The sequence below is a fragment of the Halomonas daqiaonensis genome (assembly GCF_900109725.1).
Taxonomy (GTDB): domain Bacteria; phylum Pseudomonadota; class Gammaproteobacteria; order Pseudomonadales; family Halomonadaceae; genus Halomonas; species Halomonas daqiaonensis.
In genome coordinates this window covers 1-17,140 of record NZ_FOBC01000032.1, presented here as the reverse complement: position 1 = coordinate 17,140, position 17,140 = coordinate 1, and the positions used below count along the sequence as shown (strand labels likewise).

General features: G+C 58.0%; 15 protein-coding genes and 2 pseudogenes. 11 read left to right on the top strand and 6 right to left on the bottom strand.

All coding sequences use genetic code 11. From position 1 onward, the window contains the following. The 4 genes and pseudogenes from BMY30_RS17110 to BMY30_RS17090 form a co-directional block, all read right to left on the bottom strand. Positions 1-310: pseudogene (locus BMY30_RS17110) on the bottom strand (IS1634 family transposase); the annotation flags it as partial. A gap of 100 nt (positions 311-410) precedes the next feature. Then, positions 411-713, bottom strand: coding sequence for a hypothetical protein (locus BMY30_RS17105; RefSeq protein WP_089715897.1), 303 nt, complete (start codon positions 711-713; stop codon positions 411-413). A 246-nt stretch (positions 714-959) separates the two neighbouring features. Further along, a complete protein-coding gene (locus tag BMY30_RS18355; RefSeq protein ID WP_280140916.1) occupies positions 960-1,181 on the bottom strand; it encodes a GDCCVxC domain-containing (seleno)protein in 222 nt (73 codons plus the stop codon). A 696-nt stretch (positions 1,182-1,877) separates the two neighbouring features. Next, positions 1,878-3,133, bottom strand: a pseudogene (locus BMY30_RS17090) (ISL3 family transposase). A gap of 29 nt (positions 3,134-3,162) precedes the next feature. On the opposite strand from BMY30_RS17090, the gene BMY30_RS17085 reads away from it, so the two are divergent. From BMY30_RS17085 to BMY30_RS17045, 10 genes are all read left to right on the top strand, one after another. Next, the gene (locus BMY30_RS17085) at positions 3,163-3,708 is read left to right on the top strand and encodes an SDR family NAD(P)-dependent oxidoreductase (RefSeq protein ID WP_342027801.1); all 546 of its coding nucleotides are present in this window, start codon (positions 3,163-3,165) and stop codon (positions 3,706-3,708) included. Between the two features lie 125 nt (positions 3,709-3,833). After that, positions 3,834-5,075, top strand: a complete 1,242-nt coding sequence (locus BMY30_RS17080) for a benzoate/H(+) symporter BenE family transporter (RefSeq protein WP_244516261.1) — start codon at positions 3,834-3,836, stop codon at positions 5,073-5,075. 14 nt (positions 5,076-5,089) lie between these two features. After that, positions 5,090-6,301 carry a benzoate/H(+) symporter BenE family transporter gene (locus BMY30_RS17075; RefSeq protein WP_089715896.1) on the top strand — a complete coding sequence of 404 codons (1,212 nt, stop codon included), beginning with the start codon at positions 5,090-5,092 and terminating at the stop codon, positions 6,299-6,301. Between the two features lie 146 nt (positions 6,302-6,447). Beyond that, entirely contained in the window at positions 6,448-7,434 is a 987-nt protein-coding gene (locus tag BMY30_RS17070) for a universal stress protein (protein ID WP_089715895.1), read from the top strand. 56 nt (positions 7,435-7,490) lie between these two features. Then, entirely contained in the window at positions 7,491-7,652 is a 162-nt protein-coding gene (locus BMY30_RS17900; protein WP_170840177.1) for a hypothetical protein, read from the top strand. Between the two features lie 271 nt (positions 7,653-7,923). Continuing rightward, positions 7,924-8,823: an allantoinase PuuE gene (locus BMY30_RS17065; RefSeq protein ID WP_089715894.1), complete on the top strand. Its 900-nt coding sequence runs from the start codon at positions 7,924-7,926 to the stop codon at positions 8,821-8,823. Positions 8,824-8,933: 110 nt separating this feature from the next. Beyond that, entirely contained in the window at positions 8,934-9,725 is a 792-nt protein-coding gene (locus BMY30_RS17060; RefSeq protein ID WP_089715893.1) for an ABC transporter substrate-binding protein, read from the top strand. A gap of 77 nt (positions 9,726-9,802) precedes the next feature. Next, positions 9,803-10,474 (top strand): amino acid ABC transporter permease, encoded by a 672-nt coding sequence (locus tag BMY30_RS17055; protein WP_089715892.1) that lies wholly within the window; start codon positions 9,803-9,805, stop codon positions 10,472-10,474. Between the two features lie 72 nt (positions 10,475-10,546). Continuing rightward, complete coding sequence (locus tag BMY30_RS17050) at positions 10,547-11,353, top strand: amino acid ABC transporter ATP-binding protein (protein ID WP_089715891.1); 807 nt, start codon at positions 10,547-10,549, stop codon at positions 11,351-11,353. A 40-nt stretch (positions 11,354-11,393) separates the two neighbouring features. Next, positions 11,394-12,617 (top strand): cysteine desulfurase-like protein, encoded by a 1,224-nt coding sequence (locus BMY30_RS17045; RefSeq protein WP_089715890.1) that lies wholly within the window; start codon positions 11,394-11,396, stop codon positions 12,615-12,617. Positions 12,618-12,660: 43 nt separating this feature from the next. On the opposite strand, the gene BMY30_RS17040 is transcribed toward BMY30_RS17045, so the two are convergent. Next, positions 12,661-13,383 carry a GntR family transcriptional regulator gene (locus tag BMY30_RS17040; protein WP_089715889.1) on the bottom strand — a complete coding sequence of 241 codons (723 nt, stop codon included), beginning with the start codon at positions 13,381-13,383 and terminating at the stop codon, positions 12,661-12,663. 541 nt (positions 13,384-13,924) lie between these two features. Here BMY30_RS17040 and hydA point away from each other — a divergent pair. Beyond that, positions 13,925-15,376 carry a dihydropyrimidinase gene (gene hydA / locus BMY30_RS17035; RefSeq protein WP_089715888.1) on the top strand — a complete coding sequence of 484 codons (1,452 nt, stop codon included), beginning with the start codon at positions 13,925-13,927 and terminating at the stop codon, positions 15,374-15,376. Between the two features lie 158 nt (positions 15,377-15,534). Here the strand turns inward: hydA and BMY30_RS18550 are convergent, their stop codons facing one another. Next, complete coding sequence (locus tag BMY30_RS18550; protein WP_425283474.1) at positions 15,535-16,167, bottom strand: IS66 family transposase; 633 nt, start codon at positions 16,165-16,167, stop codon at positions 15,535-15,537. Positions 16,168-17,140 lie beyond the last annotated feature (973 nt).

Sequence of the window (17,140 nt, the reverse complement as noted above, 5' to 3'; positions counted from 1 at the left end):
GTTTGCTGCGCAGCACCCGCCGGAAGGCGTCATCCAGGCCGAGCTCTTTCCAGAGCGAGGTCAGCAGCCAGGTATCGCCGACGGAACGCGCCTGCGCGAAGTCGGCCTCGCCCGTGCCTTCATCGAGCGTCGGCTGGCCAGAGACACGCAGCAAGCCATTGATCAGCGCGCTGGATTCCCCGGCCGTGACGGCCTCGAGGCGACCCAGTGTCGCGATCACGCGTTGGCGCGACTTGCCGGCCTCGTCCCGGAAGGACTCGACGAGTTTGACGTAGCGGCGCGGGCCGGATTTGGTGACTTTGACGAACATGTCATCACGATAGACCGTAGGCGATACGAATGGCAAGGTGCCACTAGAAAAACGTGTCACTACAAAGAATTCGGCCGGAGTTCTCTAAGCTACTGAATTCTCAGAGCACAGGGGCGGATTTCTGGCCAAAATCGGGCTGGAAGTGTCGAACTCGGGTACCCCAGCCAGTAGCGGAGTAGCGCTGCCACGGTAACCCGAAGTTCGCCGACAGGTCGTACGCCTCAAAATCCTCCGGCGCCTCTTCTCCAAGTAAAGTCTTCTCTGAAATGCGTGCGCGCATACTGAGACTCTGTAATTCCAAACCTTTAGAATAGCTCGGGCTGGGAGCGAGAAGAAAAAATATGATGATCTGCAACAGCCCGAAAGAAATGAAGCGATGAGGAAAATCGATTGCTGGCAGCATGCCCCCTCCTAAAAGAAAGGTATTCCAGTTATGATAATTTTTCTTTAACGATTGCGTAACAGTTGCCTAGAATGCGAGCTTTCAAACTCTATAATCAATATAGACTAACATTCTGTATTTCGACCAGAAGCCGCCATTCAGTCGATACTGATATAATACTGAAGCACAGCGACCTCCTTGTTATGGTGCCGAGGGCGCCACCGAGAGGGCGTCCAACGACCATCGGCCGCGTACTGCTGCGACTTGTTATTGATCAGGATCACAATACCCTGACCCTAGCTGAATTGGTGGACACGGTACTGTGCCGTATGAACAAAATACACAGCAGTCGTCCTGCTTAGGCTTGAGCAAACTACGGCAAGATTCACACTCGTAAATATACTGGCAAGAATCGGTAGGCATGATTTTCGTTCCCTGGTGCCCACAATCTGGGCATTTGATCGTCGATTTCAGAACCAAATCAATCATAAGCATGGTCTCCTAAAAGAGGCAAATCTGACCCAATCCATATTGAATCAAGCTAGAGACAGAAGTTGACTATATAAATAACAGATATTAGACGACGCGCTTTACCATGGAGTGAACTTGCCATCATGTTTGTCCCGTAAATTAAGTCTGCCGAGATTTTCTCAAGCATTTGACCCTTAAATACATTAACCACAATTAGGCTAAATGCCCAAAATTCGCGTGCTGGCTGCCTCTGTCGGCATGTCGGCTTGGGGCGAATGCTGAATCCATCACACGTTGAGCATGTTTTGGACCATCCTATACATTCCATCCGTGGAGGTCCATGCCATGAACGCTTCAGAAACCAGTACCCGCGAACCATGGAACAAAGGCAAGCTGGTTGGTCAGAAAACACCTTTTCGCATCAAAGACATCTGGGCCATTCGTGTCCGGCTACAGCTCGCTGAGAAGGTACGAGACTTGGCGATTTTCGAGCTGGCAATCGATAGCAAACTACGCGCCTGTGACTTGGTGGCTTTGTGTGTCCGAGATGTGACCCATGGTAACCATATATCGTCAAGAGCCACTATAATGCAGAAGAAGACGAAGAGACCGGTACAGTTTGAGATAACCGATCAAACTCACAATGCTCTAAAAACATGGATTCTACGTGCCAAGCTTCGAAACGAGGACTACTTATTTCGGTTCTTCGTCGCTTCATGTGGATTTGGCCTGATCGAACAGGCGGCCCACCGGACTGCCAATCAGGTAGATCATGGCGATGAAGTTGGCCTCGTTCCGGTAGCCGCGGGCGCGTGACCGAGCCGCCTGGAACAAGCCGTTCATGCCTTCCAGTCGTGCGTTGGTCAGTCCCGAGATCCACCGCCTGACCACCGCGTCGGTGTGCCGCTCCAGCGTCGCCAGGGCCTTCCCCATCGGCTTCAGGAGAGGCTTCTCCGAGACCGCCGCCTTCATGACCTTGAGGTAGTTCGTGATACGCCACCGAGCCGCCCGAGGGGTCGGGGCCTTCTGGATCCAGCGCAGCTTCTCCTTGATCACCCAGGCGTCGGACGTGGCGCTCTGGTCGGCCACCAGCTCCTGGAGCGCCGCCAGCTGCTTGGGCGTCAGGTTCTCGTTGCCCAGGCTCTTCAGCAGGGCCCAGCGTAGTGACTTGGGGTGCCCCTGCTCCCGGCGCTCCTTCTTGCGCACCTCGTCCAGCCGCTTGGTGAAGGTCTGCACGATATGAAACCAGTCGACCGTGACGTCGGCCTTGGGAAGATGCGCCGTCACGCCGCTGAGGAAGGCCTGTGACATGTCGCACACGACCTCGACCACGTTGTCCGGATCGCCGCCATGGGCCGCCAGGAAGGCGCTGAAGGCCTTGATGGTGTCCTTGCCGTGGCCTGGGACGGCGAAGATCACCGGCTCCTGCTTGCGCTGCATGTCGAGGAATACCGTCACGTAACGCTGGCCGCGCCGAGAGGCGGTTTCGTCGACGCCGACGGTGGCCACGTTGCTCAGATCCAGCTCCCCCAGCATGCGGCCGACGTAGTGGTGCACGATACGCCACAGCCGCTTGTCAGAGATCTCCAGCTGCCGGGAGACGGCCAGTACCGGCATCTCCTTGACCAACGACATGGCGGCTTGCTCGAACAGCAGGGTGAAGTCGCTGCCTGGCCGGGCCCAAGGCACCTCGATACGCTTGACGCCATGCTCTGGGCACTTGGTGCGAGACACGCGGGCGTGCAGGTAGCAGTGGTGCTGGAAGAAGTTCAGATGCCGCCAGGTCTTGTCGGCGAAATCGTGAGCCGGGCAGGCCTTGCCGCACTCAGGACAGGGGTAGAGGCTGCCCCGCTCGGCCTCGACGTAGAGGTCCAGGCGATGGGGTGACACGTAATATCCAGGTGCTGGTCCTTGAGGATCCAGGGCGCTTCCAAGCCCAGGCCGAGGGTCAGAATCTGGGTGCCGTCCATGCCATGCCTCCTGTCGTCGTGGAGGTCATATCCTGGCCCAGCTCAGGGGGCGAATTCCACACCCAACGACGAAGAGCCACTTCAAACCGTTCACGGAGTTCACCGATACCGAGATCGCTGCAGAGATCACGCGCTCGCTGATGCCTACCCTGTGGTGCTGTCGGGCAGCGCTGCCGACCATGGTGGAGCAGGGCAGTGGCGTCATCGTCAATGTCTCCTCGGCCGCGACTCGCGGTATCCACCGTATTCCCTACTCGGCGGCAAAGGGCGGCGTCAACGCCATGACCGCCTCGCTGGCGTTCGAATATGCCGAGCACGGCATCCGCGTGGTGGCTACTGCCCCCGGTGGCACCGAGGCACCGCCGCGGCGTATCTCGCGAGGCACGCCGGAGCCGCGCAACGAGCAGGAAAAGGCCTGGTTCCAGGCACATATCGACCAGACCAAGGAGAGCTGTCTGATGGGGCGCTACGGCACCCTGGACGAGATGGCCGCGCCGATCCTGTTCATGGCCTCCAGTGATGCCAGCTACATCACCGGCAGCGTTCTGCCTGTGGCCGGCGGCGACCTCGGCTAGCAACACCTTTCACCAGACTGTTTCCTCCTGCCAAGCGCCGGGCCTGGCCGGAGTTGCCGACTGGCATCCCGCATACTCGGCGCCCTCCCGACATCAACGATAATAACGATTCCCTGGAGCATATCGTGAAACACATCGAGAAAGGGGTGGGCTTCAAGCACCTCCCTTCAGACTTCATCCGGGACATGTCGCCTGACAATGTCAGCGCCGGCCTGGTCGCCGGGATCTTCGGCCTTAGCGCCGGGGTGATCCATATCAGCGCCGGCACGGCCGCCGGCCTCGACCCCTCCTTCATCATGGTCTGGGTGATCAGCTACTTCGTGATCAACGGTATCTTTGGCTTGCTGGTCCCTTCCTACTATCGACTGCCCCTACCGATGGCCAACTCGATCCCCGGGGCGCTGCTGTTCGCGGCAGTGATTCCCCAGGTCGGGTTGGGGCCCGCCCTGGGAGCGACGCTGATCGCCGGCGCAATATCGTTGGTTGCTGGTCTGGCTGGGATGATGAGTATGGTCATGCGGCTGATTCCGATGCCTATTGTCATGGGTATGGTCGCCGGCATCCTGCTCAAGTTCGGTACCAACATGGTCACGCCGCTGGAAAATGCCATTCTACCGGCATCGATCATGATCCTGACTTTCTTCTTCTCGGCGCGGCTGTTCCGGCGCATTCCGCCGCTCATCGTCTCCATGGTGGCCGGTATCCTCTACCTGACGGCGACCGGCGTCGACCTGTCAGGGATCGAGTTCTCGGTCACCTTCCCGGCGTTCGTCATGCCCGAATTTACCATGGGAGCCTTTCTGGCCTACGGGCTGCCCCTGGCCCTCATTCTGATCGGAATGGAAACCCCGGCTGGCGTAGGGCTGGTCAAAGGCATGGGCTACAAGGAGGTGCCCGCCAACGGCATCACCGCCGTGAACGGCTTCGCCACCATGATTTCGGCCTTTTTCAATCTCCACAGCACCTGCATCGCAGCGCCGATGACTGGCATCTGTTCCTCGCCGGAAGCTGGCCACCAGGATCGGCGCTGGGTGGCGGCGGTGATCGCCGGGGCGATCTTCGTGATCTGCGGCCCCTTCTATGGCTACTTCTTCGACCTGATCAAGACCATGCCGGGCTACTTCATCGCCATCGTCGCCGGCCTGGCACTGATGCGGGTGCTGACCTCGGCCCTGTCGATGGCCTTCGCCGGCAGGAAGCACACCATGGGGGCACTCTTCGCCTTCCTCATCGCCACCTCTGGCCTGCAGATCCTCGAGATCGGCGCCTCCTTCTGGGCCTTGGTGCTGGGCGTGTTGATCTCGCTGGTCTTCGAGACCAAGGACTTCGAATTCATCAGGCAGATCGCCCATGAACCTTCGGCGTAACGGAGAGACGTTGCATGCGACTTAACAAGGACTGGTCGATACCCGCGGTTACCGCCGGCTTCGTGGCGGTGCTGGTCTCCTACTCTGGTCCCCTGGCGATCTTCTTCCAGGCCGCCCAGAGCGCCGAGATCTCGGCGGCCATGATGACGTCCTGGGTCTGGGCGATCTCGCTGGGTGCTGCCGTCTCGGGGATTGCGCTCAGCCTCTGGCTGAAGGTGCCGGTGGTGACCGCCTGGTCGGCGCCGGGGACCGCGCTGCTAGTCACGCTCTTCCCCGGCCTGTCGCTTGCTGAGGCGGTGGGGGCCTACCTCACTGCGGCGGCGGTGATCTTCGTGATCGGCATCACCGGCTCCTTCGACCGCATCATCCAGGCGATCCCGCCTGGCATCGCCAGCGCCATGATGGCGGGCATCCTCTTCCAGTTCGGCGTCGGGGTCTTCGTCTCGCTCGAGTCGGTGCCGGCGTTGGCCATCGGCATGATTCTGGCCTACCTGGTCTTCAAGCGCCTGACCCCGCGCTATAGCCTGGTGCTGCTGCTGATCGTGGGTGTCGTCCTTGCCGTAGTGCTCGAGGGTGCCAGCCTGGAGGGAGTTTCGGTACAACTGGCCCAGCCGCAATTCATTCGTCCCGAGTGGACCTGGAACGCTACCCTGAGCCTGGCCGTCCCGCTGGTGCTGGTGAGCCTGACCGGGCAGTTCCTGCCGGGCATGGCCATCCTGCGCAGCGCCGGCTACAACACCCCGGCCAAGCCCATCGTCACGGTCACCAGCTTGACCTCCTTCGTCACCGCCTTCTTCGGCGGTATCACCACGGTGATCGCGGCGATCACCGCGGCGATCTGCACCAGCAAGGAGGCCCACGAGGATCCCGACAAGCGCTATGTGGCCGGGGTGGCCAATGGGGTCTTCTATCTGGTCGGAGCCACCTTCGCCGGCACCATCGTGCTGCTCTTCACCTCGCTGCCCGGTGACTTCGTTACAGTGCTGGCGGGCCTGGCGTTGATCGGCGCCATCACCAGCAACCTCAGCGCCTTCGCCGCCCACAAGGACCACATGGAGGCCTCGGTGATCACCTTCATCGCCACGGCTTCGGGCATGAGCTTTCTGGGGCTGGGATCGGCCTTCTGTGGGGTGGTGGTTGGTGCGCTGGCCTATGCCCTGCTGCACCGGCCACTGCCGGGCTCAGGGCCGCGGTCTGCGCGGGCGAAGGCCCGTGAATCATCCTGATCTCCACTACCGGCATTTCAAGAACAACGCTATCCAGAGAAGCATGACGCTGGACAAACCAAATTTGGCGATTGACGAGAGTGAAGTCTCGTTGCGGGCCTTGGCGATCGGTCAGTATCTGGCACAATAGTTGGAGGTGCTGCTTCGTGACCTCTGTGGTGGCCAGCGAGGAACGAGTCGAGCCCCGACGTACAGCACTGCAGACGCGCCTGGCGGACCAGCAGGCGGGGGATGTCAATGTCGATATGGCGATCCACGAGAGTGCCAAGGAGCACCTGAGCCATCTGGCCGGCCATGAGGAGGTGGGGCTATGCATGATGGCCCACGGACGGCGCCCGGTACCGGAGATGCTGGTCGGCAGCGTCACCGCCGGCGTGGTGCGGCGTGCCAACCAGCCGGTCTATCTATGCGGACCCCGTTTCGATGCCCAGGCCCATCGCAAGGTGGAGGTATTGATGGTTTGCGTGGACGGCTCAAAGCTCTCTGCGGCGATCCTGCCCCACGTGGTGGCACTTTCCAAGCGGCTGGATGCCCGCCTGCAACTGCTGCAGGTGATCGATACCAGTGCTACCTCGGCGGTACCGCTCGATGGCGGCCATGCCGACGTGATGGAGTCCGGCTATGTGCATGGCGTGGCGCGTCGCCTGCGTGCCGACCATGGCATGGAGGTGGACTGGGAGGTGCTGCACGGTGACCTGGCCGACTCCATCGTCAGCAATTTGGCAGACTGCCAGAACACCATGCTGGCCATGACGACTCATGGGCGCAGCGGGTTCTCCCAGGTGGTGGCCGGCAGCGTCAGCCACGAGATCATTGATGATGACCGCGTCGTTGATGGACTCCATCGTGCATTCGAACAGGCGCAGCCGCATGCGCTGGGCCTCGATCTCGTCCAGCAGCAGACCGTCGCCCATCCCCACGGTCGCCGTGACCGCGAGAAATTCCTGCAAGGCAAGAATGGCTCCTTCCGGGTCCTCGACCTGCAGCAGCCAGTACCCATGCACGGCCCAGGCGATAGCGGTGCGGCCACCAGCGCCACCGCGCCGAGCACGCCGCTGTCAACAGCACCGGCAGCAGCAACAGTACCAGCGACATCGGGTGACCGGGATCTTCCGCCGTGGCCGTGGCCATGAGCACCACGCCCATAACGCCCAGCAGCAGAAGCAGCGCGCCCGCTTCGAGCAGACGCATGCGGTATGCGAGTCCAGGCCTGGAGCATGTCGTGGTACTGGCGTGCGACGATGACCAGCAGCACAAGCCCCAGGGCATCGCCGAACCACCACAACTGCCAGTGGGCAAGACCCTGGAGACCTTCGAATTCGACGCCACCGGGGCTGAGCACCGCCGGTAGCTGAGTGCGCTAGCGGGCGATACCCAGTGAGTCAACCAGGCCCACAACCTGCTGCTGTTCGGGCGCTCTGTCGTGGGCAAGTGCGAGGCGCAAGTATGGACAGTGAGTCCTTGCATGTTTGCCGACGCTGTGCTTTCTTGAATCCATCGCACACAAAATTGCGTGCAATCCTGAGAAGCGTTATTGGACTTGATGATGAAAGCCCGCTTCTTGCTTTAAAAAAGTGGTTTCATCGCACGAAATTCGCTGCGGTGATGGTAGGAGATACGGCATGACGCCACAGCGTGATCTGATTGGTTACGGTGAAGCCCCACCTCAGGGCACTTGGCCTAATGGCGCGCGGCTAGCAATCAATGTCGTGGTCAACTATGAGGAAGGTTCCGAGCGTTCCTTGGCTATGGGTGACCCAGATCAGGAGTCCATGACCGAATGGGGTAGCTACGTCACACCTCCTGATACCCGTAATCTGGCCATGGAGTCAATGTACGAGTACGGGTCCCGAGTCGGAATATGGCGCATTCTGAATATTTTGCGAGACACAGGAGTACCTGCCACGTTATTTGCTTGCGCCGTGGCGCTAGAGCAGAATCCAGCGGTCGCCCGCAGGGCTGCAGAAGATGGCCATGAGTTCTGCAGCCATGGATACCGTTGGGAGGAAGTCTTCCGTCTTAGTGAAGACGAAGAGCGTGAGCACATCCGGCTGGCAATCAAGTCGATTACCAAAAGCACGGGAAAGCGCCCGGTAGGCTGGTACTGTCGCTACGGACCCAGCGTGCACACTCGTCGTTTATTGGTGGAAGAAGGTGGCTTTCTCTACGATTCCGACGCCTACAATGACGACGTACCCTACTTCACAGAGGTGCAGGGTAATCGGCATCTGGTCGTACCCTACACCACAGACACCAACGACTTCCGTTTCTGGCTCTCACCTGGAATCAGTTCTGGTAGGGAGTTTCTCGACTATCTAAAAGAAAGCTTTGAGGTGCTGCTAGAAGAGGCTGCTAAAGGGCCACGTATGATGTCGATCGGGCTACACCCGAGAATGGTCGGAAGGCCGGGCAAGATCGGAGCGCTCAAGGCTTTTATCGAGCATGCCCAGCAACATGAGGGTGTGTGGTTTACGACTCGCGAGGACATTGCCAAGGCGTGGCTAGCTCGCGAAGGACGCTAGACTAATAGCGCCAGGCCCCCTCTGTGTAACATAACGCAGCGGGTTAAACCCAAAACAGCCTAAGTACGACGTCAACCTGAATAAAGACAAAACGACAGAAGGAAGATTCCATGAAAAACCTAACATTCGCTATAAGCATGACCGTCGCCAGCACACTGGTGTCCGCTTCAGCAATGGCTGAGACGCTCAATGTTGGTGCCAATATCGGCAACTTACCCTGGGAGTTTCAAGACGACAACGGTGACTACGTCGGCTTCGAGATCGACTTGGTCGAAGAAGTCGGCAGCCGCCTCGATTTTGATGAGGTGGTGATCAACAACATACCGTTCAATGGACTTTTCTCGGCAGTTCAGTCTGGCCGTATCGACGTAGCGGTGTCCTCTATTACCATCACCGATGAGCGCCTCGAATCAGTGTCATTTGCTCAGCCCTACTACGACAGCGACCAGTCACTCGCCACCAATACCGCAAAGGATGTCACCGGGCTTGAGGATCTAGATGGCAAGATCGTCGGGGTCGACACTGGCTCTACTGGCGATATCTGGGCAACCGAAAACCAAGAGGAGTACGGTTTCAGCGAAATCCGGCGCTATGAGGGGCTGCAGCCCGCGATGCTGGATCTGACCAGTGGACGTCTGGATGGCTACATCTCCGACATCCCCGCGGTGCAGTACTACGTTCGCGACAAGCCCCAGCTTGAAGTGGTCAGCCGCATCCCTACCGGTGAGCAGTACTCTATGATGTTCGCCAAGGATGCCGAACTCGCGAGCAGGGCCAATGAAGTGATCAGCGAGCTGAAGAAAGAAGGCTTCATTGCCGAACTGCATGAAAAGTGGTTCGGTACGGCTCCTGATGCCGGAACCAGCACCGTCGAAGTCCGCGACATGCCTACCGCTCAGTAACTTTGGTGTAAGCCTCACGACGCGGCAGCAACAATGCCGCGTCGTTCCAATTGATCCGGTGGCGGAGGCTAGTTCTGATGGACTTGGTCCAGACTTTTTTTAATTGGGATGTATTCGTACGTACTTTGCCGATGCTGATGCAGGGTCTCGGCAAGACTTTGATGCTTGGTTTTCTAAGTATCTTGCTCGGTCTGATTGGCGGCCTCGCGCTTGCTCTGCTCAGGCTCTACGCCCCGCTAGTAATACGTTTAATCACTATTGCCTACATCGACATATTTCGCTCACTGCCGGTACTGGTATGGTTGGTCATCGTCTACTATGCACTGCCGTTTGTCGGTATTACCCTGTCGCCGTTCGCCGCCGCTTGTACCGCTTTGACCATGATCTCCAGTGCCTATGCTGCGGAAATCTATCGCGCTGGCATTGAGGCCGTACCGCGCGGCCAGTTCGAGGCAGCTCAGTCCATAGGACTGAGTCATTATCGGGTGATGTGCGACGTGGTGATGCCCCAGGCGATTCGCCTTATTATCCCGCCGCTGACAAGCAACTGCATCAACGTAATGAAGGACACGGCATTGGCCTCGGTGGTGGCAATGCCTGACCTCCTCAAGCAAGCCACCCAGGCCCAGGCGTTGGCTGCTAATCCGACACCTTTGATTGGCGCTGCGCTGCTGTACCTGATGGTGCTGCTACCGCTGGTGCGACTGGTCGGGTTACTCGAACGGCGCTTTGCCCGTGGCCGGGTTTGATTTGGTTAGCAACGACCTGGCCGACATTATAAGGGCGAGCCTGTATCCGAAATCTATGCGCGAGAACAAGCAATGAGCGTCAATACGAACGAAGCCGGACTCTTTAGCAGTGGAGTGGTAGACCAAGTACCGTCTGAAAATGGCGACCAGGTCATCATCTCGCTCAAGCATGTCGACAAGCACTTCGGTGACTTCCAAGCACTGAAGGATATCAACCTGGAAGTCGTCCAGGGTGAAGTAGTCGCGATCTTGGGACCATCGGGCTCCGGCAAGTCGACGCTGATTCGCTGTATCAATTACCTTGAACCCTATGATGGTGGCGACATCTACGTAGACCGCATCCGCGTCCAACCTGGTGCCGAGCTGATTGAAGTGCGCAAAGACGTGGGTATGGTATTCCAGAGCTTCAATCTGTTCCCCAATATGACGGTGCTGGATAACATCACCTTGGGGCCAATTCGAGTTCGCGGCATGAGCCGCGGAGATGCCCAGGCCAGGGCCCGGGAACTGCTGGAAAAGGTCGGTATCACCGAGCAGATGCACAAATACCCATCAGCGCTTTCCGGCGGCCAACAGCAGCGTGTCGGCATCGCCCGTGCCTTGGCTAATGAGCCAAAGGTTCTGCTGTTTGATGAACCGACGTCAGCGCTAGACCCTGAGATGGTCGGTGAGGTGCTCGATGTTATCAAGACGCTGACTGATACCGGTGTGACCATGCTGCTGGTAACCCACGAAATGGGTTTCGCCCGCCACGTAGCAGACAGAGTGGTGTTCATGGAGGCGGGCCAATTGATCGAAGAAGGTACGCCAGAAATCATCTTCAACAACCCCACCGAGCCCCGCACCCGTGCCTTCCTGGAAGCGGTGCTGGCGCATTGACTGTCTTCTTACCCCTACATTCTGAGTTTTAGGAATCCCTATGAGTCTCGATATCGACTTCGTAAGATCCCAGTTTCCCTCGCTGCAGAGCGAGTGGGTTTTCATGGACAATGCCGGAGGGGCCCAGGTGCCCCAAGTCGTTGTGGATCGCATTAGCGACTACCTACTTGGGGACAATGTCCAACTTGGCGCAAGCTATGCCCCAAGCCAGCGCTCCAAGGCCAAGGTAACCGCCGGCCGTGAAGCGGCAAAGACCTTGGTCAACGCCCGCCACGTTGAGGAAATGGTGTTCGGTCCCAGCTCGACGATTCAGTTCCGTCTGCTGGCGGATGCCCTGGCCAGCCAGTTCGTTCCGGATGACGAGATCATTGTCACCAACACCGACCACGAAAGCCATGTCGGTCCGTGGGTCCGGTTGGCTGCTGTGCGAGGTGCCAAGATCCGATTCTGGAATTGCAATCCCGATACTCTAGAGCTCGACCTCGACACCCTCAGCGCACTGATGTCGGACCGTACCAAGCTGGTCTGTATACCCCATGTCTCTAACCTGCTGGGCACCATCAACCCCATCAAGCGCATAGCCGAGCTCGTCCACGCACAAGGAGCACGGCTTAGTGTAGATGGCGTTGCTTACGCTCCCCATCGGGCCATCGACGTGCAAGACTGGAACGTAGACTACTACGGATTCAGCCTGTATAAGGTTTTCGGGCCTCATCATGCCGTGCTCTACGTGAAGAAAGAATGCCTGCTTGAACTTGATAATATTTATCACTACTTCTTTACCAAGGAGCAAATTCCTGGAAAAGTCGAGCCAGGCAATCCCAACTACGAACTTACCTATTCCTGCACCGGCATTCTCGACTATCTCATAACCTTGGGCGATGGAGCTGGTCTTAGCGAAGATAGAGAAAAATTGGAAAAGGCGTTCCATGATATCGCCGCACATGAAGGATACCTTGGCGAACGTCTCCTGAGATATTTACGCGGGAAAGAGGGAGTAAGGATTGTCGGTCGTGAAGATGCCGATATCGAACACAGAGTGGCTACCATTAGCTTCGTGGTCGAAGGAACTAAGTCCGACGAAATTGTGACCAGGGTCGATGACAGTCGTGTCGGCATACGCTTTGGCGACTTCTATGCACGTCGTCTGGCTGAGGATCTCGACCTGATGGATATTAATGGCGTGGTGCGGGTATCCATGGTGCACTACAACACAGAGGAAGAAGTCGACCGTCTGATCCAGGCACTGGACGCTGCGATCTAGCTCAAAGCGCCTGGGAGCCGCAAAAGATGTGCCAAAGAAATGTTCAGGAGGAGGTGTCTGAGTCATCGACTCCGACATCGTAAATGTTGGCGTCGCTCAAACGTTTCTCGGATAGATCGAGGCTATAAAAAATATGACGACAGTGGGCCATCATCGTCTCGACGGCAGCTTCGGCGTCTCGCGCAGCGATCAGGTCCACTAGTGTCTGATGCTCGTGGACTAGGCACAGCACTCCAGACCGACCCTCGTACAAAGACTGGATAATGCAGAAGCGGCGAATAATAGGCTGGACAATGGCTGTCAATTCCTCATTGCCTGTCAACTCGGCTAGAAGAAGGTGAAAGTCCCCGGAAATACGATTGACACTTGGAAGGTGCTCATCGAACGCTTCATGTTCCTCCCTGAGATGGCGTCGCAACGTGGCAATGCCTATCTCATCGATACGTTCACAAGCGATGCGGGCCACCGCTGCCTCGATATGCAGTCGTGTCTCGAAAACATCGTAGGCTTCTTTGATGGAAGGCAAGGAGACGAAGGCCCCGCGGTGCATTTCGAAACGCACCAGTCGCTCTGCCGTTAGCCGATTCAGTGCTCTGCGGACGCGGCTTCTTGGTGTGCCAAAAGCACTTGCAAGCTTGGCCTCATTGAGTCGCTCACCGGGACGCAGACGCTTGTCGATTAGCGCATCGACGATGCGGTCATAGACCAAGTCTTCGGCCAAGGTATCAGTTAATTTTGGTGAAGTCTTTGACGTGTCCGAAATCATGGTATTATCCGCCTTAATTCGGCTTCATATTATTTCATATTGGCATGTAGTCAGCGAGCTTTTTCCTATGTGCAGGCTGTGGTCGTATAAACTCAGCAATTTCTCGTCCTGGCGCCCTCAGATCCGTGCGCGCGAATTTTCCCCAAGCAGCCCTTCAAGCAATAGTTTTTTACTCGATGAGCATGGCCGGCCGCAACCATCACCTGATGCATTGTCTGGACAGCCAACCTGAGACGTAACCGCACCTATGGAGAGATCCTGTGGGCGCTTCTAAGGTAATTCGAAGCAGGTCTTCGCCGATTTGCTACGGCCCCCTTCGATACTGCCTATCACGACCATCGCCAGTTACCCCAAGATGGCTAACTTCGCTGACTGCGACAACCGCTACAGCGTCTCCGACGCACCTTTTGGCACTACCGAATGCCGGCTAACAGCGTCAAGGCGACTACCACTATTGCCTGGCATGAAAGATGCCGCGCATGGCCGGCGATGAGGGCAGGAGGGCGGTCCTTTGGATCAAATTTATAGGGAGAGATGCAAAATGGCTGATTTCGATCTAGTGATACGTCGGGCCCGCTGCGCCACCGCCGCAGATGTGTTCGAGGCTGATATTGGCATAAGAGGTGGCGTTATCGTAGCCTTAGGCAGCTCCTTACCGGCCGGCCATGAAGAGATAGATGCTGCTGGCCGCTGGGTGCTACCTGGGGGGATTGATGGTCACTGCCACCTGGATCAGCCCACCTCGGACGGCTCGCGGATGGCCGATGATTTCCTGACCGGAACCCGCTCGGCGGCCTGCGGCGGTACCACCACCGTGCTTCCCTTCGCCTTGCAGATGAAGGGGCAGAGCCTGAGGGCGGCGGTGGAAAACTACCATCGCCGCGCTGAGGGCAAGGCCTCCATCGATTATGCCTTTCACTTGATTGTCACAGATCCAACCCCCGAGGTGCTGAGCGAGGAACTCCCCTCGCTAATTCGCGAGGGCTACACCTCCTTCAAGATCTACATGACCTATGACGATCTGAAGTTGGCTGACCGTGAATTCATCGATGTGTTGGCCGTTGCCCGCGAGCATGGTGCCTTGGTCATGGTGCACGCCGAGAATGCGGACTGCATTGCCTGGCTGACCGAGCGATTGCTGGCCCGAGGGCATACCGCGTCGCGATACCACGCCACCGCTCGACCCATGCTGGTCGAGCGTGAGGCCACCCACCGCGCCATCGCTTATGCCGAGCTAGTCGATGTCCCGATTTTGATCGTGCATGTGTCGGGTCGTGAAGCAGTAGAGCAAGTGCGCTGGGCCCACAGCCATGGCCTGCGTATTTATGCCGAGACCTGCCCTCAGTACCTTTTCCTGACCGCCGAGGACCTTGGCATCACCGACGACGACCACCAAGGCGCCAAGTGCATTTGCAGTCCACCACCGCGAGATCGTGCCAATCAGCAGCTGGTGTGGGACGGCCTCGAAAGTGGCGTGTTTCAGATATTCTCCTCGGACCATGCGCCGTTCACCTTTGCCGGCCCCGAGGGCAAGTTTGCCGCTGGTGAAAATGCCAGCTTTGACCGCATCCCCAACGGGATTCCCGGCCTGGAGACCCGTCTGGCGCTGCTCTTCAGTCACGGCGTGGAGACCGGGCGGCTGACCATTCAGCAATTTGTGGCCCTGACGGCTACCAACGTGGCGCGGATGTACGGGCTGTATCCTCGCAAGGGGTCAATTGCTGTGGGCGCGGATGCGGACTTGGTGATCTGGGAAACCGACATAGACCGCCGTATTGGCAACGCGGACCTGCACCATGCCGTCGATTACACCCCTTATGAAGGCATTCCAGTCAGTGCCTGGCCGGCGCTTACCCTATCCCGTGGCGAGGTAGTATGGCAGGACGGTGAGTACCTTGGGGTCGCCGGTCGAGGTCATTTCCTGCGCTGTGATCTGCCGGAGCCGGCACGCCCCAAGGCGCGACCCGAGGCTGGCCATACATGGTCTGTGTGATCAGCAGAGTGCCGGCGCTGCTTGTCGTCGAGGCGCTTGCCCTGCCCTGGCAGGATGCTAGCTTTCGGCGGATGTTCCCTGACACTTGGGTACCGGACAAGCACGATACCGCGTATGCGATTCAGCCTGCGCTGGGGAAGTGCCTTGGCTAGAGACCCTCAGGCAGCTCGCATGGATGGAAACGGGCAATGGTGTAGCGCGTCAATCTGGATGAGAAGCCAGCGACAATCTGGATGAGAAATCGGTGTCGCGGCCCTGCTCCTTTGTATGCTCCCTTCCCTCGTCGACGTCGCTCGGGCTACGCTTTCTTGGCCTTGCATCCAGCTAGGTTTTGATGTGGTCGAGGATCGGGCGGGCGCGCACTTGTCGGGCCAGTACGTGGTAGGTGGAGTGGCCGTCGGATTGCAGGTAGAAGCACGGCGCACTCGCTGCTTCATCTGGAGGCGGTTCGTCAGGAAACAGAAAGTCGTGAGGGGGCCCGACGGCATACTGGAACCAGATAGCCGGCTGGCCGGGTGGACCGCCCCGGTAGACCTACATGTAGGACTGCTGCGCGGCCACCAGGTCGGTTCCCGGAGCACCTGTATCGGCGTCTCGTCGATCTGCACCACCGGGCCGCTCAGCAGCTCTCGGCGGAATTCCGCCATCAACGGCGCCAGGGGATCGACCAGGGCCAGCAACCAGCTGGACATGGTCTGGCGCAAGAGTTCAATGCCCTGGCGGGCAAAGATCGCTTCCTGTCTGTAAAGCGGTAGGCCATTGATGAACTTGTGGGTGACCACCTGGGCAATCAGGGAGCTGTGGCCAAGGGCCTTGCGCGGCTGCCACCATCTGCGGCCCCTGATCCGCGCCGGGTACCTGGTCGTTGGCTGGGACGTACTTGGCTCGCTTGGTGTGTGAATGATGAGTCTGGATTATCAGCGATAGCCTGGCATCTCGGCGGTATCGTCAACAGAACCTGGAGACCCACTAATAACTGAGTCCACTCTTCCTCGATTATTTTTTTATGGCGCAAGTTGGTTTAAGTGGTGGGCCAGAAGATGAGGCTGAGAGGGCCGGTGGGCGGCGTAACCAACTCGCCACAAATGCAAAAAAATCTCATCAAATAGCATGAAGCCAATGGTCATCTGTCCGGATTTTGACACCTCTAGACTTAACAGCTTGTGTCCAATATAATGATATATGTGTAGCTGGAATGTCTTTAATAGGGCATTGAAAAATTAACACTTGGCGCCCCATGATCTGTAAGTTGATGAATTAAAAGGGTTAATTTTTTAATGCGCCACGAGAGGCAGTTCTTAGCTCCTTGGCGAATTGGTCTCCGAAGCCGAGGGTCGCAGGTTCGAATCCTGCCGGGCGCACCACGAATTCAAGGGCTTACGGCGATGTCGTCGTAGGCCCTTTCTGTCTGTGACCACGATGTGGCCAGCTCCCTGCACTCCGACACTAGCTCCCTACATTCCGTGGAGACGACCCACCCCATGTGGGGGGATTTGACTCAGGAGTTCCCGAGTTCGACACTTCCAGTCCGATTTTGGCCAGAAATCCGCACCTGTGGTCTGAGAATTCAGTAGCTTAGAGAATTCTGGCCGCATTCTTTGTAGTGACACGTTTTTCTAGTGGCACCTTGCCATTCGTAGCGCCTACGGTCTATCGTGATGACATGTTCGTCAAAGTCACCAAATCCGGCCCGCGCCGCTACGTCAAACTCGTCGAGTCCTTCCGGGACGAGGCCGGCAAGTCGCGCCAACGCGTGATCGCGAC